This window comes from Streptomyces sp. NRRL S-87 (assembly GCF_000719335.1).
In the GTDB taxonomy this organism is placed as follows: Bacteria; Actinomycetota; Actinomycetes; order Streptomycetales; family Streptomycetaceae; genus Streptomyces.
The window spans coordinates 14,539-34,948 of the sequence record NZ_JOGB01000028.1 but is presented as its reverse complement, the minus strand read 5'-3'; the positions used below and the strand labels follow the sequence as shown (position 1 = coordinate 34,948).

Sequence of the window (20,410 nt, the reverse complement as noted above, 5' to 3'; positions counted from 1 at the left end):
TCGGGCCCAACAAGGAGAGCAGGGAACCCAGATGGCGGAGCTCACGATCCGGCCGGAGGAGATCCGGGACGCGCTGGAGAACTTTGTCCAGTCGTACAAGCCGGACGCGGCCTCGCGCGAGGAGGTCGGTACGGTCAGCCTTGCCGGCGACGGCATCGCTAAGGTCGAGGGTCTTCCCTCGGTCATGGCCAACGAGCTGCTGAAGTTCGAGGACGGCACCCTCGGTCTCGCCCTCAACCTCGAGGAGCGCGAGATCGGTGCCATCGTCCTCGGCGAGTTCAGCGGCATCGAGGAGGGCCAGCCGGTGCAGCGCACCGGTGAGGTTCTCTCCGTCGCCGTCGGCGAGGGCTACCTCGGCCGCGTTGTCGACCCGCTCGGCAACCCGATCGACGGCCTCGGCGAGATCGCGACCGAGGGCCGCCGCGCCCTCGAGCTGCAGGCCCCCGGCGTCATGGTCCGCAAGTCGGTCCACGAGCCGATGGCCACCGGCTACAAGGCCGTCGACGCCATGGTGCCGATCGGCCGCGGCCAGCGTCAGCTGATCATCGGTGACCGTCAGACCGGCAAGACCGCTCTTGCCGTCGACACGATCATCAACCAGCGCGACAACTGGCGCTCGGGCGACGTGAACAAGCAGGTGCGCTGCATCTACGTCGCCATCGGCCAGAAGGGCTCCACCATCGCGTCCGTGCGCGGCGCGCTGGAGGAGGCCGGCGCCCTGGAGTACACGACCATCGTCGCCGCCCCGGCGTCCGACCCGGCCGGCTTCAAGTACCTGGCGCCGTACACCGGCTCCGCCATCGGTCAGCACTGGATGTACCAGGGCAAGCACGTCCTGATCATCTTCGACGACCTGTCGAAGCAGGCCGACGCCTACCGCGCCGTGTCCCTGCTGCTGCGCCGCCCGCCGGGCCGTGAGGCCTACCCGGGTGACGTCTTCTACCTGCACTCGCGTCTGCTGGAGCGCTGCGCCAAGCTCTCCGACGACATGGGTGCCGGTTCGATGACCGGTCTGCCGATCGTCGAGACCAAGGCCAACGACGTCTCGGCGTTCATCCCGACCAACGTCATCTCCATCACCGACGGCCAGTGCTTCCTGGAGTCCGACCTGTTCAACGCCGGCCAGCGCCCGGCCCTGAACGTCGGTATCTCGGTCTCCCGCGTCGGTGGCTCCGCCCAGCACAAGGCCATGAAGCAGGTCTCCGGCCGTCTTCGTGTCGACCTGGCCCAGTACCGCGAGCTGGAGGCGTTCGCCGCCTTCGGTTCCGACCTGGACGCCGCGTCGAAGGCCTCGCTGGAGCGCGGCAAGCGCATGACCGAGCTCCTGAAGCAGGGCCAGTACCAGCCCATGCCGACCGAGGAGCAGGTCGTCTCCGTCTGGGCCGGTACCACCGGCAAGATGGACGACGTCCCGGTCGCCGACATCCGTCGCTTCGAGTCCGAGCTGCTGGAGTTCCTGCGCCGCGAGCGCAAGGACCTCCTCACCTCGATCCGCGAGGGCGGCAAGATGTCCGACGACACCCTGCAGTCCGTCGCCGACTCGATCGCCACGTTCAAGCAGCAGTTCGAGACCTCGGACGGCAAGCTCCTGGGCGAGGACGCTCCGGCGGCCGTCAACGTCTCCAAGTGACGACGGAAGGGACCTGACTCATGGGAGCCCAGCTCCGGGTCTACAAGCGTCGCATCCGATCCGTCACCGCGACCAAGAAGATCACCAAGGCGATGGAGATGATCGCCGCCTCGCGCATCGTCAAGGCGCAGCGCCAGGTGGCGGCCTCCACGCCGTACGCGACCGAGCTCACCCGTGCGGTGACCGCGGTGGCGACCGGCTCCAACACCAAGCACCCGCTCACCACCGAGGCTGACGCCCCGAGCCGCGCCGCGGTCCTGCTCATCACGAGCGACCGCGGTCTGGCCGGCGGCTACTCCTCCAACGCCATCAAGGCCGCGGAGCGCCTCACCGAGCGGCTGCGCGGCGAGGGCAAGGAGGTCGACACCTACATCGTCGGCCGCAAGGGTGTCTCGTACTACGGCTTCCGCGAGCGCAAGATCGAGGACAGCTGGACCGGGTTCACCGACAGCCCGACCTACGCGGACGCGAAGCGGGTCGCCGGGCCGCTGATCGAGGCCGTCTCCACCGAGACGGCCGAGGGCGGCGTCGACGAGCTGCACATCGTCTACACGGAGTTCGTGTCGATGATGACGCAGAACCCGGTGGACAACCGGATGCTGCCGCTCAGCCTCGACCAGGCCGCGGAGGAGACGGGGACGAAGGGCCAGATCCTTCCCCTCTTCGACTTCGAGCCGTCGGCGGAGGACGTCCTCGACGCCCTGCTGCCGCGCTACGTCGAGAGCCGGATCTACAACGCGCTGCTGCAGGCCGCTGCTTCCGAGCACGCTGCCCGCCGCCGCGCGATGAAGTCGGCCACCGACAACGCCGGTGAGCTCATCAAGAGCCTCTCCCGGCTTGCCAACGCGGCCCGCCAGGCCGAAATCACCCAGGAAATCAGCGAGATCGTCGGTGGCGCCAGCGCCCTGGCCGACGCGACCGCGGGGAGTGACAAGTAATGACGACCACTGTTGAGACGGCCGCCGCCACGGGCCGCGTCGCCCGGGTCATCGGCCCGGTCGTCGACGTGGAGTTCCCCGTCGACGCGATGCCCGACATCTACAACGCGCTGACCGTTCAGGTCGCCGACCCGGCCGAGGAGGGCAAGCTCAAGACGCTGACCCTCGAGGTCGCGCAGCACCTCGGTGACGGCCTGGTCCGCACCATCTCCATGCAGCCCACCGACGGTCTGGTCCGCCAGGCCGCGGTGACCGACACGGGCGCGGGCATCACCGTCCCGGTCGGCGACTTCACCAAGGGCAAGGTCTTCAACACCCTGGGTGAGGTGCTCAACTACCCGGAGGCCAACTCCGAGGTGACCGAGCGCTGGCCGATCCACCGCAAGGCCCCGAACTTCGACGAGCTCGAGTCCAAGACCGAGATGTTCGAGACGGGCGTCAAGGTCATCGACCTCCTCACCCCGTACGTCAAGGGTGGAAAGATCGGTCTGTTCGGTGGTGCCGGTGTCGGCAAGACCGTTCTGATCCAGGAGATGATCTACCGCGTCGCCAACAACCACGACGGTGTGTCGGTGTTCGCGGGCGTCGGTGAGCGTACCCGTGAGGGCAACGACCTCATCGAGGAGATGACGGACTCCGGCGTCATCGACAAGACCGCGCTGGTCTTCGGCCAGATGGACGAGCCCCCGGGCACCCGTCTGCGCGTCGCCCTGGCCGGTCTGACGATGGCGGAGTACTTCCGCGACGTCCAGAAGCAGGACGTGCTCTTCTTCATCGACAACATCTTCCGGTACACCCAGGCCGGCTCCGAGGTGTCCACCCTGCTCGGCCGCATGCCGTCCGCGGTGGGTTACCAGCCGAACCTGGCCGACGAGATGGGTCTGCTGCAGGAGCGCATCACGTCGACCCGCGGTCACTCGATCACCTCGATGCAGGCGATCTACGTCCCCGCGGACGACCTGACCGACCCGGCCCCGGCCACCACCTTCGCCCACCTCGACGCGACGACGGTTCTCTCCCGTCCGATCTCCGAGAAGGGCATCTACCCGGCCGTGGACCCGCTGGACTCCACGTCCCGGATCCTGGACCCGCGCTACATCGCGCAGGACCACTACAACGCCGCCATGCGCGTCAAGGGGATCCTGCAGAAGTACAAGGACCTCCAGGACATCATCGCGATCCTCGGTATCGACGAGCTGGGCGAGGAGGACAAGCTCGTTGTCCACCGTGCCCGCCGTGTCGAGCGCTTCCTGTCGCAGAACACCCACGTCGCCAAGCAGTTCACCGGCGTGGACGGTTCGGACGTTCCGCTCGACGAGTCGATCGCCGCGTTCAACCAGATCTGCGACGGTGAGTACGACCACTTCCCCGAGCAGGCGTTCTTCATGTGCGGTGGCCTCGAGGACCTGAAGGCCAACGCCAAGGAGCTGGGCGTCTCCTGAAGCCGCGCTCCTCGTGAGCACAGCTGACTGACGGAGAGGGGCGGGTGCGTCCCGCCCCTCTCCCCACGCCCATTAGAATTTGACCCAACACCCGGCCGACCCGCCGGGTGGAGACCCGAGGAGCCACCTTGGCTGCTGAGCTGCACGTCGAGCTGGTCGCGGCGGACCGGAGTGTCTGGTCCGGCGAGGCCACCCTGGTCGTCGCGCGCACCACGTCCGGCGACATCGGCGTCATGCCCGGTCACCAGCCGCTGCTCGGTGTGCTGGAGTCGGGCCCGGTGACCATCCGTACCAGCGAGGGTGGGACCGTCGTCGCCGCGGTGCACGGCGGATTCATCTCCTTCGCGGACAACAAGCTCTCCCTGCTCGCCGAGATCGCCGAGCTCGCGGACGAGATTGACGTCCAGCGTGCGGAGCGGGCTCTGGAGCGCGCCAAGGCGGAGGAGAACGCCTCCGCCGAGCGCCGCGCCGAAGTCCGACTGCGCGCGGTCGCGGGACACTGAGTCCCGCGCCGAGACTGACACCTCAGCCGCGGCCCGAGCTGGAATTTTCCAGACCGGGTCGCGGCTGAGGCGATGCAGGTGAAGTTTTTTCCGTAACACGGTTCGTAATCACATACGGTTGTCAGAGCATCACGTGGACGAGCGAGGAGGTCGGTGGAAATGCTCCTCGCTCTGCTTGTGAGCGGCGTGATCGTGGCACTGGTGGTGCTCGGGCTGTTCGTCTTCGGACTGCGCCGGAGGCTGATCCAGCGGTCCGGCGGCACCTTCGACTGCAGCCTGCGCTGGGACGTGCCCGAAGGGGGCGACGCCTCGGGCAAGGGCTGGGTGTACGGGGTGGCCCGGTACAGCGGCGACAAGGTCGACTGGTTCCGCGTCTTCTCGTACTCGCCCCGCCCGCGCCGGATGCTGGAGCGCGCCTCGGTCGAGGTGCTGGCCCGCCGGCACCCCGAGGGCGAGGAGGAGCTGGCGCTCCTCTCCGACGCGGTCGTCCTGGGCTGCGTGCACAAGGGGACCCGGCTGGAGCTGGCGATGAGCGAGGACGCGCTGACCGGTTTCCTGGCCTGGCTGGAGGCCGCCCCGCCCGGGCAGCGGGTCAACGTTGCCTGACCACGCGCAGACGCGGTGAAGCCGGGAGAGGGGGGCGGACCCCTCTCCCGGCTTCGGTCTTCTCCGGGGGACCGGCTACTTCAGGCCGCTGTCGATCGCGGTCATCAGCTCGCCGTTCGCGGTGTCGCCGCTGAACTCCCAGAAGAAGGCGCCGCGCAGGCCTTGGTTCTTCACGTACGCCATCTTCCCGTTGATCGTGGCGGGGGTGTCGTAGCTCCACCAGTCGCTGCCGCACTTGGCGTACGCGGTGCCGGCGACGGTGCCGGTGGCCGGGCACTTCGCCTTCAGGACGTCGTAGTCCTCGATGCCCTGCTCGTACGTGCCGGCCGCCGGGCCGGTCGCGGTGCCGCCGGGGGCGGCCTGGGTCACGCCCGTCCAGCCGCGGCCGTAGAAGCCGATGCCCAGGTTGATCTTGCTGTTGGGGATGCCCTTGCCCTTGTACTTCTGGACGGCGGCGTCGGTGTTGAAGCCCTGGATCGGGATGCCGGCGTAGGAGTACAGGGGGGAGTGCGGGGCGGTCGGGCCCTTGGCGTCCCAGGCGCCGAAGAAGTCGTACGTCATCACGTTGTACCAGTCGACGTACTGCGCGGCGCCCGCGTAGTCGGCGGCGTCCATCTTGCCGCCGCTGGAGCCGTCGGCGGTGACGGCGGCGGTGACCAGGTTGTTCGCGCCGAACTTGGCGCGCAGGGCGGCGAGCAGGTTCTTCAGCGAGGCCTGGCCGCTGGTGTCGCACGACAGGCCGCAGGCGTTCGGGTACTCCCAGTCGACGTCGATGCCGTCGAAGACGTCGGCCCAGCGCGGGTCCTCGACCAGGCTGTAGCAGGAATCGGCGAAGGCGGCGGCGTTGGCGGCCGCCTGGCCGAAGCCGCCGGACCAGGTCCAGCCGCCGAAGGACCACAGGACCTTGATGTTCGGGTAGGCCTTCTTCAGCTTGCGCAGCTGGTTGAAGTTGCCGCGCAGCGGCTGGTCCCAGGTGTCGGCCACGCCGTCGACGCTCTCGCCGGCAGTGAAGGCCTTGTCGTAGTCGGCGTACGAGTCGCCGATCGTGCACTTGCCGCCGGTGACGTTGCCGAAGGCGTAGTTGATGTGGGTCAGCTTGGCCGCGGAGCCCGAGGTGACGATGTTCTTCACCTGGTAGTTGCGCTGGTAGATGCCCCAGTCGGTGAAGTAGCCCAGTCGGATCTTGCCGCCGGTCGGGGGCTGGGTGCCGCCGCCGGGCGTGGTGACCGAGAGCTCGCCGGAGGAGGGGCCGGTCTGGTCGGCGGTGTCGCGGGCGGTGACGCTGTAGGTGTACGTCGTGCCCTTCGTCAGGCCGGTGTCGGGGTAGCTGGTCCCGGTGACGGTGCCGATCCTGGCGCCGTTGCGGTAGACGTCGTAGTTCTTGACGCCCTTGTCGTCGGTGGCGGCGGCCCAGTTCAGGGTGAGGGAGGTCTCCTGGACGTTCGCGGCCGTGGGGGTGCCGGGGGCCGAGGGCGGGTTGTCGCCGGGCTGGGTGGTCCCGTCGCAGGAGCCGCCGTTGACCTTGCAGCCGCCGGGAGCGCCGCTGCCGGCGCCGTTGAAGCCGAAGCTGATGCTGGCGCCGGGGGCGAGGGTGCCGTTCCAGCCCACGTTCTTGCCGGTCCAGTGGTTGCCGGAGTTGGTGACGGTGGCGTCCCAGGCCGAGGTGACCCGCGTCCCGGTGGGGTAGTCCCACTCGACGGTCCAGCTGGTGAGGGTGGTGGTGCCGGTGTTCTTGATCGTCCACTTGCCCTCGAAGCCGCTGCCCCAGTCGGAGACCTTGGTGTAGGTCGCGGACGCCGAGGTCGCGGCCTGGGCGGGGGCCGCCAGGCCGACGAGGCCGGCGAGGGGGAGGGCGAACGCGGCGACGCCGGCCGCGATCCGGGACAGGAGACGGGTGCGTGGGGGTGCTGTGCTCAAGGGTGCTCCTCCGTAGGTCCGTCGGCATCGGCTGATATCGACATGGGGGTGGGACCTGCGCCGCCCGTGAGCACGCGTTGTCACGGCGTGCTCACCACAGTCGCCGCGAGCGTAGAAAGGTCTGGACCAAGCGTCAAGAGGTCCAGACCTGTTTCGGAAGAGCTCTCCGGACCGCCACTAGAGTCCCAACTCCTGTGCCATCACCGCCGCTTGGACCCGGCTGCGCAGCCCGAGCTTGCCCAGCAGCCGGCTGACGTGCGTCTTCACCGTCGCCTCCGCCATGTCCAGCCGGCCGGCGATCTCCGCGTTGGACAGCCCCTGGCCCAGGCAACCGAGCACCTCCCGCTCCCGCCGGGTCAGGCTCGCCAGCTCCGCGGGCTCGGCGGCGTGCGCGTTCCGTGACGGCGCGGCGGGCGCGGCGAACTCCGCGATCAGCCGGCGGGTGACGGCCGGGGCGATCAGGCCCTCCCCGCGCGCCACCGTCCGCACGGCCGCGATCAGCTCGGCGGCCTCCGCGTTCTTGAGGAGGAAGCCCGCGGCCCCGGCGCGCAGCGCGCCGAACACGTACTCGTCGAGGTCGAAGGTGGTCAGCACCAGCACGTCGGCCAGCCCCTCGGCCACCACCTGTCGGGTGGCCGACACGCCGTCGAGCCGGGGCATCTGCACGTCCATGAGCACCAGGTCCGGGCGCAGCTCGCGGGCCAGCCGCACGGCCTCCTCGCGTCCGCGGCCTCCCCGGCCACCTCGATGTCCCCGGCGCTGCGCAGGATCAAGGTCAGCCCCGCCCGTACCGCCGACTGGTCCTCGGCCACCAGGACCCGGATCGTCATGCCTTCCCCGCCTTCTCGTCCGCGGGCAGGACTGCCCGCACCCGCCACACCGGGCCCGCCGGACCCGCCTCGAACTCCCCGTCCAGCAGCGCCACCCGCTCGCGCATGCCGACCAGCCCCGCCCCAGAGCCGGGGGCGCGCGGGCCGGTGCCCCGCTCACCGTACGGACTGTCGACCCGGACCGTGAGCCGGCCGTCCGCCAGCTCCAGCCGCACCTCGACCGTGCCCGGCACCGCGTGCTTGACCGCGTTGGTCAGCGACTCCTGCACGATCCGGTACGCCGCCAGCTCGACCGGCGCCGGCAGCGCCTCCCGACCCGCCGGGCGGGCGTCGGCCAGCGCGAACTCCAGCCCGCTGCCCGCGCCGGTCTTCCGGGCCTGCTCCAGCAGGTCGCCCAGCCCCTCCAGCCGGGGCACCGCCACCGGCCCCCCGTCGCCGCTCGTGGCCCGCAGCAGCCCGATCAGCCGCCGCATCTCCGCCAGCCCCTGCACGCTGTTCTCGCGGATCACCGCCAGCGCCTCCCGACTGGTGGCCGCCGAGTCGATCGAGAGCGCCGCCGTCGAGTGGATCGCGATCGCGGAGAGGTGGTTGGCCACCATGTCGTGCAGCTCGCGGGCCATCCGCGCCCGCTCCGCCGACACCGCCTGCTTGCGGTCCAGCTCGGCCAGTCGCGAGGTCTGCTCGGCGCGCAGCCGGGCCGCCTCGGCGGCCTCGCGGTGGTTGCGCACGGCCGCGCCCGTGATCGCGGGAAGGAAGCAGACGATGGCCGTCAGGACGCCCAGCATCAGGGCCTCCGCGTCGCGCCACCAGGCCAGCGCGGCCACCGTGACCGCGACGGTGGCCCCACCGGTGGTGAACGGCAGCTGCCTGGCCGACCGCGGGGTGCCGTACACCACGGCCGCGTACATCAGGTCGGTGAACATCACGACGGTGGCCAGACTGCCGACCGTGAGCTCGTTGGCCACCACCGCGACCGTGCCGGCGACCAGCGCGGCGCGCGGCACGGTGCGGCGCAGCAGCTCCAGGCCGGCCGAGAGGGCCAGCGGCAGCAGGGCCACCCGATCGGGCACCAGGTGCCGGCCGGCGTTCTCGTGCAGGCCCAGCGCGTACAGCAGCAGTCCGGACAGCAGGCCGACGACGGCGATCAGCACGTCGTGGCGATGGGGGCGGGGGAGTCTCACCCCGCCATCCAACAGGGGCGCGGATCCCGGCGCGTCACCGCCACGGCCCTCCTCCGCGCCCGCCGACTACATCGAAGGATGCAGTCGGGATTCACCACGGACGACGACGCGCGACCATGATCGCGCTGCGAGATTGGGAGGGAGCCGAAAGGAGACCTCCGTGATCGTCACGCTCATCGTCGTCTGCGAGATCGCGTTCTGGCTGCTGCTCGCCGGCGGCCTCGCCCTCCGCTACCCGGCGAGGATGCCGCGCACGGGAGCGGCCGTCCTGCTCTGCGAGCCCGTGCTGGAGCTGGTGCTGCTCGCGGCCACCGCCGTCGACCTGAAGAACGGCGCCCAGCCCGACTGGAAGCACGGCCTGGCCGCCGTCTACATCGGCTTCTCGGTGGGCCTGGGCCGCCACACCGTCCACCGCGTCGACGCCCACGTCGCCCACCGCTTCGCGGGCGGCCCGAAGCCCTCCCGGCCGCCGGCCGGGGGTGCGGAGCGCACGCGGTACGAGTGGCAGGCCGCCGGCCGCTGGATCCTCGCCGCGGCCGTCGCGATCGTGCTGCTCCAGGGTGCCGCCTGGTACGTCGGCGGGGACGCCGCCGACCCGCTGCGGACGTGGCAGCAGAGGATGCTGTGGGTGATCGGCATCAACCTCGTGATCGCCCTGTCGTACACCGTCTTCCCGAAGGCGACGCCCAAGGCGTCGGAGCCGTCCGGGCCGTCCCGCGGGGCGGGCTCCGACGAGTCCGCGGCCCGCCGCTGAGACGGCGGGAGCGCCCGGCGGAGGGAGTGCCCGGCGGCGGGAGTGCCACGCGCCGGGACGGCCGTTGGCCGGGGGGCCCGCTCCCGGCCGCCGCGACGGCCGGTCGCCGGTGGGGTCAGCGTTCGCCGCCCGGCACCCACAGCACGTCGCCGACCTCCTTGTTGGCCGTACGGGCCAGGATGAACAGCAGGTCGGACAGGCGGTTGAGGTAGGTCGCCGTCAGCGGGTTCATCGTCTCGCCGTGCACCTCCAGCGCCGCCCACGTGGAGCGCTCGGCGCGCCGTACGACCGTGCAGGCCTGGTGCAGCAGCGCCGCGCCCGGGGTGCCGCCGGGCAGGATGAAGCTGCGCAGCTTCTCCAGCTCCTCGTTGAAGCGGTCGCAGTCCGCCTCCAGCCGGTCGACGTAGAACTGCTCGACGCGCAGCGGCGGGTACTCGGGGTCCGGCACCACTGGGGTGGCCAGGTCGGCCCCGACGTCGAACAGGTCGTTCTGCACGCGGACGAGCACGGTGACGACCTCCTCGGGCAGCTGCCCGAGGGCGATGGCCGTGCCGAGCACCGCGTTGGCCTCGTTGGTGTCCGCGTACGCCGCGATCCGCAGGTCGGTCTTGGCGGTACGGCTCATGTCGCCGAGGGCGGTCGTGCCCTTGTCGCCGGTGCGGGTGTAGATGCGCGTCAGATTCACCATGGGTCCAGCCTAGTTACGCGCGGGTCCGTTGCGGGTGCGCTGTGCCCACGATCACGGCCGTGGCCCGCCCGCCGACGGGCGACCCGGTGGGCCGGGCGGGCGGGGCCGCCTCGCTGTCGCGCGGGTGTGACGTCCGTCATGTGAGACGTGACGCGTATTACTTCGCGGTCACACGACCCCTCACGGGCGCTAATCTCCGGCCGAGAGCAGTTGTGTGGAACGCGTGCCTGCGTCAAGAGAACAAGGGGTGTGCAGTGGCTGGGAAGCTCGCCGTCATCGGTGCCGGACTCATGGGTTCGGGCATCGCGCAGGTGTCCGCTCAGGCGGGCTGGGACGTCGTGCTGCGCGACGTCACCGACGCGGCGCTGACCCGCGGTACGGACGGCATCAAGGCCTCGTACGACAAGTTCGTCTCGAAGGGCAAGCTGTCCGCCGAGGACGCGGAGGCCGCGCTCGGCCGCATCACGACGAGCACCGACCTCGGCGCGGTCGCCGACGCGGACATCGTCGTCGAGGCCGTCTTCGAGAAGCTCGAGGTCAAGCACGAGATCTTCCGCAGCCTCGACGAGATCGTCCGCGAGGACACCGTCCTGGCCTCCAACACCTCCGCCATCCCGATCACGAAGATCGCCGCCGTCACCAAGCGCCCCGAGCGCGTGGTCGGCGCCCACTTCTTCTCGCCCGTCCCGATGATGCAGCTGTGCGAGCTGGTCCGCGGCTACAAGACGAGCGATCAGACCCTGGCCACCGCCCGCGAGTTCGCCGAGTCGGTCGGCAAGACCTGCATCGTCGTCAACCGCGACGTGGCCGGCTTCGTGACCACCCGCCTGATCTCCGCGCTGGTCGTCGAGGCGGCAAAGCTGTACGAATCGGGCGTGGCGTCCGCCGAGGACATCGACATCGCCTGCAAGCTGGGCTTCGGGCACGCGATGGGACCGCTGGCGACCGCCGATCTGACGGGCGTCGACATCCTGCTGCACGCCACCAGCAACATCTACACCGAGTGCCAGGACGAGAAGTTCGCCCCGCCGGAGCTCATGCGCCGCATGGTCGACGCGGGCGACATCGGCCGCAAGAGCGGACAGGGCTTCTACACGCACTGACCGCGCAGAGCGCACGACCGGCGCCCGGTCCCGCCCGCCAGGGCGGGCGGGGGCGCGCGCCGGTCCGTCCGGACCGGACCCGACTCACCCCTGGGGGTGAATTCGGTATCGGTTCGCTCACGGTCGGCAACTTCACCCCACCTGGCGCAGTCAGTTGCAGTGAGAGTTGCCGACCATACGCACGCACGCAGTACTGCCGGGGAGCACACACATGAACATCAGGGGCGACCACACCGGACTCGCAGTCGGCGGCCGCCTCGACGTGCGCAGCGCGGCGGACGCCCGCACCGCCCTGCACAGCGCGCTCGACGACGGGGACGGGGACCTCGTCCTCGACCTCACCGGCCTCGACTCGTGGGACGCGACCGGACTCGGCGTCATCATGGGCGCCCACCGGCGGGCCGGACGCACCGGCCGCCGGCTCGTGCTGCGCGGCGTGCCGCCCCAGATGCAGCGCCTGCTGGTCGCCACCCGGCTGCACCGGATCCTCGCCATCGAGGGCGGACTCGCGGCGGAGACGCTGCCGCGGGTGTGAGCGACGGGCGGCCGGAGCGTGCCGGCCCCCCGGGCGGACACGGGTCGCGGGCCCGGCGTACGGACGGACGAGCGCGACCCGCCGCGTCCGGAGCCTGACCCTACGGGCAGGTAACGGGTCGGGGCGTGTTGAGGCCGGAACGTGATGAAGCGGTGGGGATGGGACCCCGGCTGTTCCTGGATACTGGCCCAACGTCTAGGGTTCGGCCGTCGGCCCCTGTCAACCCTCGGGGCGGACGCCGGACCAAAGCTGCAGCGGAGTGTGCGAAGGCCGGGAAGGACGACGGCGCACGACGCGATCGGGGGGCTTGGTCATGGAGCGGACATTCGGCACACCGGAAGAGCGCTCGTCAGTGCCGGGGGGCGGCGCTGACGGAATGCGCACCACCGGGGGATCCGGTGCGGCCGGGGGGCCCACCGACGACCCGAACGGCGCCGTGCGCCACTCGCTCGTCAAGGGTGCCACGAACTCCGGCCCCGCCCGCATCACTCGCCTCGTCGGCGGCGACTACCTGCTGACCGTCAACCCCGTCGACGGCAGCGAGATAGAAGCCCGCCGCCCCGACACCGAGCCCCCCGGCGACGCCCGACGCGACGCCAGGTCCCGGGCCGCGATACGCACGGCGGCCCAGCCGCCCGTCCCCTCCGGTCCGCCGGCCCCGATCCTGCCGCTGCTGGAGCGCGAGGAGGAGCGCGAGCGACTGGTCCGCCTGCTCAGCCGCGGCCGCTCGGTCCGCCTCACCGGCCCCTCCGGATCCGGCCGTTCCGCGCTCCTCGACGCCGTCGCCGACGCCTGCGCCGACCTCGCGCCCGACGGCGTCGTACGGCTCTCCGGACACCGCCAGAGCCCCACCGAGCTCCTGTACGCCCTCCACCACGCGGTGTACGACGCCCCCGGCTACCGCCCCGACCGGGCCGAACTGCTCGAGCGGGTGGCCGGCATCGGCGCCGTGGTCGTCCTCGACGACCTCGAGTGCGGCGGGGAAGCGCTCGACGAACTGCTGAGCGCCACGCCCGAGTGCGCCTTCCTGCTCGCGGCCACCCCCGACACCCCCGCCCCCTCCGAGGACTCCCATCTGGAGGAGATCTTCCTGGGCGGACTCGGCCGCACCGCCTGCGCGGTGCTGCTGGCCGCGGCGGTCGGCCGCAAGCTGACCGACGAGGAGACCGCCTGGGCGGGCGACCTGTGGTTCGCCTCCGAGGGCCTCCCGCTGCGCTTCGTTCAGGCCGGCGCGCTGCTGCGGCAGCGCGACGAGCTGATGGGGGTGGTCCCGGACCCCGTCGTCGACGCGGTCGCCGACGCTGTGCCGGGCTCTGACATCGATGCCGAGGAACCCGGGGTCTTCGAGAAGCGGCCCCCGGCCGTCAAGCTGCCCGCCCTCGCCGAGAGCGCGGCCCCCGCCGCGCTCCTGGCCTCCCGGCTCGGCGAATCCGCCCGCGAGGCACTGCGGTTCGCCGTGGCCCTCGGCGGCGAGCTGCCGCACCAGGCCCACCTGCCCGCGCTGGTCGGCGACACACACGCCGACACCGCCGTCGGCGAACTCCTCGCCTGCGGCCTGATCACCGCCGCCGGACCGCGCTACCGGCTGGCCTCCGGGGTGCAGCGGCAGCTGGAGGAGGCCGGTTACGGGGACGAGGCCGCCGCGTACGCCCTGACGGCCGCTCAGCACTACGCCTGGTGGACCGGGCACCCCTCCGTCGCCCCCGAGCGGGCCGCGGCCGAGGCGGACGCCGTACTGGCCGCCCTGGCCGCGCTCGTGGCCGCCACGCCCGAGGAGGGGCGGCCCAGCGCCGCCGTGCTGCTCGCCCGTACCGCCGCCCCCGCGTTCGCGGGCGGTCTGCACTGGAGCGCGTGGGAGCGGGTGCTGCGGGCCGGGCAGGAAGCGGCCCGGATCGCCGGCGAGGTCGCCGAGGAGGCGTACTTCCACCACGAGCTGGGCATCCTGGCGCTCTGCGGCGGCCGGCTGGACCGGGCCCGCGCCGAACTGGAGGCCTCCATCGGACTGCGCGGGGCGCTGGCCGACAAGCGGGGCATGGTGGCCGGCCGGCGCGCTCTGGCGCTGGTCGCGGACCGTACGGGCGGGCCGCTGTCGCCGCCGCTGATGCTGGCCCCGCCGCCGGTGGGCTCGGCATCGGCGGGGCCGGCGTCGGAGGCGCGGACCGAGGTGCTGCCGCCGGTGCGGGGCGGCCTGCCGGACATCGACCTGGAGCCGGAGGCGGAGCCGGTCGTCAAGGACGCCTTCCCGATGCTCGCGCCGCCGCGCGGTGACGTCATGGCGACGCCGCCCGTGCCGCTGCCGTCGGTCTCGGGGCGCGGCCCGGGGCCGGGGTCGGGGCCGCTGGGTGCGGGCGGTCCGGGCTCCGCGGGTGCTCCGCGGGGGGCCGCGGCCGGTGCCGGCTTCGCCGGGCCTTCGGCGGGCGCGACCGGGGCCGCCGGGGTCCGGGGCGGCACGCCCGCGTCCGGGCACCAGTACTCGCCGACCGACGTGACGACGTCCTTCGCCGCTGCCGGCCTGCGCGCGGGCGCCGCCCGGCCGGGTGGTACCGGTGGCGGCGCGCGCGCCGGTGCGGGCGGCAGGGCCGCCGGGCTGTTTACCGGGGCCCGGCGCAACGTCGTGGCCGCGGCGGCCGGTGCGGTGCTGGTCGCCGTCCTCGGTACGGCCGTCACCCTCGGCCTCAGCGGCGGGGAGCAGAAGACCCCCGGGCAGGGCACGCACACCGAGCAGTCGGTGACCGGTGGCTCCGGCGACCCGTCGGCCACCGGGGACGACACGGCTCCCGAAGACGACGCGACGGACTCGCAGGATCCCGGTGCGCCCACGATGACGGACGGGCCCGACTCGTCCGACGAGCCGACGCCGGGTGCCACGGGCAGCGCGACGGCGTCGGCTTCCCCGTCGGGCGGGACGCGTTCGCCGTCGACCGGGCCGTCGCCGTCGCACACGCGGTCCACGTCCCCGAAGCCGTCGGACTCGGCCACGCCGCCGAAGCCGTCGGACGATCCGACGCCGCCCACGAAGTCGCCCGACGATCCGACGCCGCCGACCAAGTCGCCGACCCAGCCGACCGATCCGACGGGCGGCAACACCTCCGACGGCGCCACGGGCACGTCCCCGTCCTCCTGACGCCGCCGGTCTCCCAGCCCAGCCCGGCCCGGTCCGCCCCGACTCCGCCCGGCGGGCCGCCGTACGGCCGCGGCCCGTCGGCGTGCGAGACGCGGACGGGCCGGGGGAGGAGGGGGCGGGCCGGGGGGCCGCTCCGGGCGCGGGCCCGGAGCGGTGGGGCGACCCGGGTCAGAAGAGGCGGAGCTTGTCGTCCTCGATGCCGCGGAGGGCGTCGTAGTCGAGCACCACGCACTCCATGCCGCGGTCCGTGGCCAGCACCCGGGCCTGCGGCTTGATCTCCTGCGCGGCAAAGACGCCCTTCACCGGCGCGAGGTGCGGATCCCGGTTCAACAGCTCCAGGTAGCGCGTCAGCTGCTCGACGCCGTCGATCTCGCCCCGCCGCTTGATCTCGACCGCGACCGTCGCCCCGTCCGCGTCCCGGCACAGGATGTCCACCGGCCCGATGGCCGTCATGTACTCGCGCCGGATGAGCGTGAAGCCCTCGCCCAGCGTCTCGATCCGGTCGGCGAGCAGCTCCTGGAGGTGCGCTTCCACGCCGTCCTTGATCAGCCCTGGGTCGACGCCCAGCTCGTGGGAGGAGTCGTGGAGGACTTCTTCCATCGTGATGATGAGCTTCTCGCCCGCCTTGTTGATGACGGTCCAGACGCCGGCGTCGTCGCCCGTCCCCTCTTTGAGGGTGCAGGGCGGAGACATCCAGTTGAGCGGTTTGTACGCCCGGTCGTCCGCGTGGATCGAAACGCTCCCGTCGGCCTTCACGAGGATCAGCCGGGGGGCGGAGGGCAGGTGGGCGGTGAGCCGGCCCGCATAGTCGACGGAGCAGCGGGCGATGACGAGACGCATGGTCCGCAACGCTACTCGACCGACCGGCCCCGACGCGATTCGCCCCCGAAAGCCCCCTTCGTTAGTGGCTCGTTGTATGCGCATTCTCCTGGTGCCGTACCCAACGGGCGCCTACCGTGTTAGCGGGAGGTTGCGAAGCGTGCACGCTGCGTCGCGGCCTCCTTCCCTGCCCGTAAGACTCCGGTCACCCGGGGTCGCGAGAGGAGAACCCATGTCGCTCGACGTCTCACCGGCCCTACTCGAACAGGCCGAGCGAGGCGAGGTCGACGAAGCCGCTTTCGTCGACTGCGTCCGGACCTCCCTGCCGTACGCATGGGAGATGATCAGCTCTCTGGTGGCCCAGCTGAAGGTGGACGGCGGGGACTTCGCCGACAACCAGACGCCGCCCCCGGACGAGCAGGCCCGCGGCCAGCTGCTGCGCGCCCTTGCGAGCGACGCCATACGCGGTGCGCTGCAGCGGCACTTCGGCGTGCGTCTCGCGTTCCAGAACTGTCACCGCGTGGCGGTCTTCCCGCTGGACCCGGCGGTGGACGAGCGGCTCGCCCGCTTCACGTCCGTACGGGCCCAGCTGCTCAACCAGTCGCCCGAGCTGCGCGACTGCTAGATCCCCGCTGCCGCTCCGTATCGCGGGAGGTGCAACTGATACCGGAGCGGCAGCCCCCGTGCGGGACGCGCGAACCGCGGACGTCGGCCCGTCATCCGAGGTGGGGCAGGACCTCGGCGCCGAGCCGCCGGACGTTCTCCTCCGTCGCCGCCAGTTCACCCGAGCCCTCCACGAGCAGGGCGAAACGTCTGATGCCCGTGCGCTCCGCCGTGGCCGCCAGCCGGTCCGCGGCGAGCCGGGGTGTCCCCACCGGGTGCAGCGCGCAGAGCAGTTCGGTGTACGCGACGGGGTCCCGCATCGCCCGCACCCGCCCGTCCACCGTCACGTGGGCGTCCAACCCTTGCTTGAGCCAGCCCGGCATGGCCTTGAGCAGCAACTCGCGCGCCTCGCTCGTACGGTCCGCCAGCTGCGCCACCCCGGCCGAGACGTGCCCGGCCGCCGCGACGGACTCGGGGGAGCGGCCGGCGGCCAGCGCGCTCTCGCGCCACAGGGCGACCATCGCGGCCTTCTCCTCGTCCCCGGAGTGCATGCCCAGCAGCATCGGCAGCCCCCGCTCGGCGGCCAGCCGCACCGATGCGGGTGAGGTGCACGCCACGACCACCTCGGGCGGCCCGCCGTCGCCGTCCAGCGCCTCCGCCGGCCGCGGTACGACCGGCACCTCGCGGAAGGCGTACCGCTCGCCGGCGGCCCCCACCCGGGGCTCGGTGAGCCAGCGCAGCAGCAGGTCGAGCGACTCGGGGAAGTCCCGCTCGTACGCCGGCAGGCCGGATCCGAAGACCTCCAGGTCCACCCAGGGGCCGCCGCGGCCGACCCCGAGCGTGAACCGCCCGCCGGAGGTCAGGTGCAGCAGCGCGGCCTGCTCGCCGAGCGCCACGGGATGGGCGCTCGGCAGCACGCTGACCGCCGTGCCCACCCGGATCCGCCGGGTCCGCCCGAGCAGCAGGGCCGCCAGCGTCACCGCCGACGGGCACACGCCGTACGGCACGAAGTGGTGCTCGGCGAGCCACACCGAGCCGAGCCCGGCCTCCTCGACCACCTCGGCGGTCCGCACCGCGCGGTGCAGTGCCTCCCCCTGTCCCTGGCCCGGGAACTGGGCCGCCAGTACAAATGCTCCTACGTCGAACGTTCCCACACGCATCGCCTTCTGCCTCCTCGCGGCTGACGCGGCTCCCCCAACGGCAACAACGTCTGACACGTGCCAAAGGCACGGGCACGGGCGGAAGTTATTGAGATTGTCGGGGAATCAGTCCCGGGGTGGCCGTGACGGCCGTCGCCCGCTGTGGTCCCCCGGCCCTCCTCCCCACCGCAACCATGCGGTCACGTCCCGGCGCGGCGCGTAGTCTGGGGGGAAATCCCTGTCCGCCGTCGCCCCGTGAGGTATACGTGTCACCGCGCCACAATCGCCCCCGCCGGGGCGAGAGCCCGGACGAGCGCCCCAGCACCGGATACGACCGCTACGGGCTGGAGCGCGTCGAGGAGTACCAGGGCGAGGAGTGGCGGGTCCGCCAGGTCGCGGGGGCCGGCGCGGCGGGCAAGCGGTACCGCTGCCCGGGCTGCGACCAGGAGATCCCGTCGGGCGTGCCGCACGTCGTGGCCTGGCCGGAGTACGGGGGCGTGGACGACCGGCGCCACTGGCACAAGGCGTGCTGGAACGCGAAGGACCGCCGCACCTCGCGGGTGCAGCGGTCCCGCAACGCCCCCCGGTACTAGGGGTCGGTCGCACGCCTCTCCGGGCATCGGGGTCGGGTCACACGTCGCGGGCCGCCACCGACCGGTACGAGGCGAACACCGCCGCCGCCGTGATCCCGGCCAGCACGAGCAGCTGGGGGAGGCCGCTCTGCGGACCGTCCAGTTCGGTCGCCGGCATCCCGAAGACCGAGGCGAGCCCGACCGGCGCGCTGTAGGACAGCAGCAGCTGCCCCACGTGCAGCGTGCGCTCCCAGATGAACAGGAACGTCGGCATGATCGCCGGGAGGGCCAGCGCACCCAGCATCGTCGTGACCGCGCCGACCGAGTGCCGCAGCAGTGCGCCGACAGCGAGGCCGAGCAGGCCCAGCAGGGTCACGTACGCACTGCCGCCGACCAGTCCGGACACGGCCCGGCCGAAGGCGTGCGGACCGGCGCCGGGGCCCGCGTGCAGCACCATCGTCATGAGCGTGACCAGGGTGACGGACCCGAGGACGACGGCGAACGCGAGGGCGGCGAAGACCAGGTACTTCGCCGTCAGGACCCGGTACCGGTCGGGGGCTGCGGTGAAGGTGGTGCGGATCAGCCCGGTGCCGTGCTCGGAGGCGACCATCAGCACGCCGAGCGTGATCACGCCGACCTGGCCGAGCATGATGCCCATGAGGGCCGGCAGGGTGAAGGGCTGGAAGCTGTAGTCGCCGTCGTCGGTGTTCGACGCGAGCAGCATGCCGATGCCGACCGTGACCACCACCGTGGCGATCAGCGACCAGACCGTCGAACGGACCGTCCGGACCTTGGTCCATTCGGACAGCACGGCGTGCCCCAGGGTGGGTCTGGTGATCGGGATGTCGGAGACGTACCCCTGGGTGGCGGTGGTGGTCCCGCTCATCGGTCGTCCTCCTTCCGCTCGCTCGTACCCGCCAGGTCCGCGGCCTGCGCGGGCATCAGGAAGGGCTTGCCACCGGCTCCGGGCGGCGGCGGCGCGTACCAGCCCTCGGGCGCGATCCGCTCCGGTTCCTGCTCGGTCCACGCGTCCGCCGGCGGCTCCGGCTCGCGCAGTTCGGCCCGCGGGTCCTCGGTGGAGGTGAACTCCAGCGAGCTCTGTGTCAGGCGCATGTACGCCTCCTCCAGCGAGGCCGTGTGCGGGGAGAGCTCCCACAGCCGGATGCCGGCCGCGTGCGCCACGTCGCTGATCCGCGGCAGCGGCAGGCCGGTGACGCGCAGCGCGCCGTCCGGTTCGTGCAGCACGGCCGCCCCGGCCCCGGTGAGCAGGGCGGCCAGCCGGTCGGCGGCGCCGGGCTCGTCGTCCGCGGTCCGCACCCGGCCGAAGCCGGCCGAGTTGTGCGAGATGAAGTCCTGCACGTTCATGTCGGCCAGCAGCCGGCCGCGGCCGATCACGATGAGGTGGTCGGCGGTCAGCGCCATCTCGCTCATGAGGTGGGAGGAGACGAACACGGTGCGGCCCTCGGCGGCGAGCTTGCGCATGAGGTTGCGCACCCACAGGATGCCCTCGGGGTCGAGGCCGTTGACCGGCTCGTCGAACAGCAGCACCTGCGGGTCGCCGAGCAGGGCCGCTGCGATGCCGAGCCGCTGGCCCATGCCGAGGGAGAACCCCTTGGTGCGCTGCTGCGCCACGTCCTGGAGGCCGACCACGCCGAGCACCTCGTCGACCCGGCGCTCCGGGATTCCGGAGAGCTGCGCGAGGGCGAGCAGGTGGTTGCGGGCGCGGCGGCCGCCGTGCAGGGCCTTGGCGTCCAGGAGGGCGCCGACGTGCCGCTGGGCGTTCGGCAGCTCGCGGTACGGGTGGCCGCTGATGGTGACCCGGCCCGTGGTGGGGCGGTCGAGGCCGAGGATCATGCGCATGGTCGTGGACTTGCCCGAGCCGTTGGGGCCCAGGAAGCCCGTCACCGCGCCCGGCCGGACCTGGAAGGACAGCTGGTCGACGGCGGTCTTCGTGCCGTAGCGCTTGGTCAGGCCGACTGCCTCGATCATGCCTCTCTCGCCCTCGTGAGCCGGGGTGCCGTTCGTC

Annotated in this window: 18 protein-coding genes and 1 pseudogene; 11 read left to right on the top strand and 8 right to left on the bottom strand. The window is 72.2% G+C overall.

Translation table 11 applies throughout. The annotated features are described in order from the left end of the window. Positions 1 to 31: 31 nt before the first annotated feature. The 5 genes from atpA to IF43_RS0119195 all read left to right on the top strand — a co-directional run bounded on the left by atpA (position 32) and on the right by IF43_RS0119195 (position 5,119). Positions 32 to 1,630 (top strand): F0F1 ATP synthase subunit alpha, encoded by a 1,599-nt coding sequence (gene atpA, locus IF43_RS0119215; protein WP_030201915.1) that lies wholly within the window; start codon positions 32 to 34, stop codon positions 1,628 to 1,630. Positions 1,631 to 1,650: 20 nt separating this feature from the next. Next, a complete protein-coding gene (locus tag IF43_RS0119210; protein ID WP_030201913.1) occupies positions 1,651 to 2,568 on the top strand; it encodes a F0F1 ATP synthase subunit gamma in 918 nt (305 codons plus the stop codon). Next, positions 2,568 to 4,010 (top strand): F0F1 ATP synthase subunit beta, encoded by a 1,443-nt coding sequence (gene atpD / locus IF43_RS0119205; RefSeq protein ID WP_030201911.1) that lies wholly within the window; start codon positions 2,568 to 2,570, stop codon positions 4,008 to 4,010. The genes IF43_RS0119210 and atpD overlap by 1 nt, the downstream gene beginning before the upstream one ends. A gap of 128 nt (positions 4,011 to 4,138) precedes the next feature. Beyond that, positions 4,139 to 4,513 (top strand): F0F1 ATP synthase subunit epsilon, encoded by a 375-nt coding sequence (locus tag IF43_RS0119200; RefSeq protein WP_030201906.1) that lies wholly within the window; start codon positions 4,139 to 4,141, stop codon positions 4,511 to 4,513. Between the two features lie 159 nt (positions 4,514 to 4,672). Next, entirely contained in the window at positions 4,673 to 5,119 is a 447-nt protein-coding gene (locus IF43_RS0119195; protein ID WP_030201905.1) for a DUF2550 domain-containing protein, read from the top strand. A gap of 75 nt (positions 5,120 to 5,194) precedes the next feature. On the opposite strand, the gene IF43_RS0119190 is transcribed toward IF43_RS0119195, so the two are convergent. The 3 genes and pseudogenes from IF43_RS0119190 to IF43_RS0119180 form a co-directional block, all read right to left on the bottom strand. Further along, positions 5,195 to 7,036 carry a glycoside hydrolase family 18 chitinase gene (locus IF43_RS0119190; RefSeq protein ID WP_030201903.1) on the bottom strand — a complete coding sequence of 614 codons (1,842 nt, stop codon included), beginning with the start codon at positions 7,034 to 7,036 and terminating at the stop codon, positions 5,195 to 5,197. Between the two features lie 177 nt (positions 7,037 to 7,213). Then, positions 7,214 to 7,866, bottom strand: a pseudogene (locus tag IF43_RS36595) (response regulator). Next, positions 7,863 to 9,047, bottom strand: a complete 1,185-nt coding sequence (locus IF43_RS0119180; protein WP_030201901.1) for a sensor histidine kinase — start codon at positions 9,045 to 9,047, stop codon at positions 7,863 to 7,865. Before IF43_RS0119180 ends, IF43_RS36595 begins: the two are co-directional and overlap by 4 nt. A 160-nt stretch (positions 9,048 to 9,207) precedes the next feature. Between IF43_RS0119180 and IF43_RS0119175 the strand changes: the two genes are divergently transcribed. Then, positions 9,208 to 9,801 carry a hypothetical protein gene (locus IF43_RS0119175; RefSeq protein ID WP_030201899.1) on the top strand — a complete coding sequence of 198 codons (594 nt, stop codon included), beginning with the start codon at positions 9,208 to 9,210 and terminating at the stop codon, positions 9,799 to 9,801. A 115-nt stretch (positions 9,802 to 9,916) separates the two neighbouring features. Here the strand turns inward: IF43_RS0119175 and IF43_RS0119170 are convergent, their stop codons facing one another. After that, on the bottom strand, positions 9,917 to 10,489 hold the full coding sequence (locus IF43_RS0119170; protein WP_030201897.1) for a cob(I)yrinic acid a,c-diamide adenosyltransferase: 573 nt from the start codon (positions 10,487 to 10,489) through the stop codon (positions 9,917 to 9,919). Positions 10,490 to 10,743: 254 nt separating this feature from the next. Here IF43_RS0119170 and IF43_RS0119165 point away from each other — a divergent pair, with 254 nt between their 5' ends. From IF43_RS0119165 to IF43_RS36590, 3 genes are all read left to right on the top strand, one after another. Then, on the top strand, positions 10,744 to 11,592 hold the full coding sequence (locus tag IF43_RS0119165) for a 3-hydroxyacyl-CoA dehydrogenase family protein (RefSeq protein ID WP_030201896.1): 849 nt from the start codon (positions 10,744 to 10,746) through the stop codon (positions 11,590 to 11,592). A gap of 211 nt (positions 11,593 to 11,803) precedes the next feature. Beyond that, entirely contained in the window at positions 11,804 to 12,127 is a 324-nt protein-coding gene (locus IF43_RS0119160; protein WP_030201894.1) for an STAS domain-containing protein, read from the top strand. 376 nt (positions 12,128 to 12,503) lie between these two features. Beyond that, a complete protein-coding gene (locus tag IF43_RS36590; RefSeq protein WP_051795637.1) occupies positions 12,504 to 15,251 on the top strand; it encodes a hypothetical protein in 2,748 nt (915 codons plus the stop codon). 168 nt (positions 15,252 to 15,419) lie between these two features. On the opposite strand, the gene nucS is transcribed toward IF43_RS36590, so the two are convergent. Further along, the gene (nucS, locus tag IF43_RS0119150) at positions 15,420 to 16,091 is read right to left on the bottom strand and encodes an endonuclease NucS (protein ID WP_030201891.1); all 672 of its coding nucleotides are present in this window, start codon (positions 16,089 to 16,091) and stop codon (positions 15,420 to 15,422) included. A 211-nt stretch (positions 16,092 to 16,302) separates the two neighbouring features. Here nucS and IF43_RS0119145 point away from each other — a divergent pair, with 211 nt between their 5' ends. Continuing rightward, a complete protein-coding gene (locus IF43_RS0119145) occupies positions 16,303 to 16,695 on the top strand; it encodes an SCO5389 family protein (RefSeq protein WP_030201890.1) in 393 nt (130 codons plus the stop codon). A 91-nt stretch (positions 16,696 to 16,786) separates the two neighbouring features. Here IF43_RS0119145 and IF43_RS0119140 read toward each other — a convergent pair whose 3' ends face one another. Continuing rightward, complete coding sequence (locus IF43_RS0119140; RefSeq protein ID WP_030201888.1) at positions 16,787 to 17,833, bottom strand: LLM class flavin-dependent oxidoreductase; 1,047 nt, start codon at positions 17,831 to 17,833, stop codon at positions 16,787 to 16,789. 245 nt (positions 17,834 to 18,078) lie between these two features. Between IF43_RS0119140 and IF43_RS0119135 the strand changes: the two genes are divergently transcribed. Next, complete coding sequence (locus IF43_RS0119135; protein ID WP_030201886.1) at positions 18,079 to 18,405, top strand: hypothetical protein; 327 nt, start codon at positions 18,079 to 18,081, stop codon at positions 18,403 to 18,405. A 37-nt stretch (positions 18,406 to 18,442) separates the two neighbouring features. Here the strand turns inward: IF43_RS0119135 and IF43_RS0119130 are convergent, their stop codons facing one another. Then, on the bottom strand, positions 18,443 to 19,270 hold the full coding sequence (locus tag IF43_RS0119130; protein ID WP_030201885.1) for an ABC transporter permease: 828 nt from the start codon (positions 19,268 to 19,270) through the stop codon (positions 18,443 to 18,445). Then, on the bottom strand, positions 19,267 to 20,373 hold the full coding sequence (locus tag IF43_RS0119125) for an ABC transporter ATP-binding protein (protein ID WP_037889158.1): 1,107 nt from the start codon (positions 20,371 to 20,373) through the stop codon (positions 19,267 to 19,269). The genes IF43_RS0119130 and IF43_RS0119125 overlap by 4 nt, the downstream gene beginning before the upstream one ends. Positions 20,374 to 20,410: the final 37 nt, after the last annotated feature.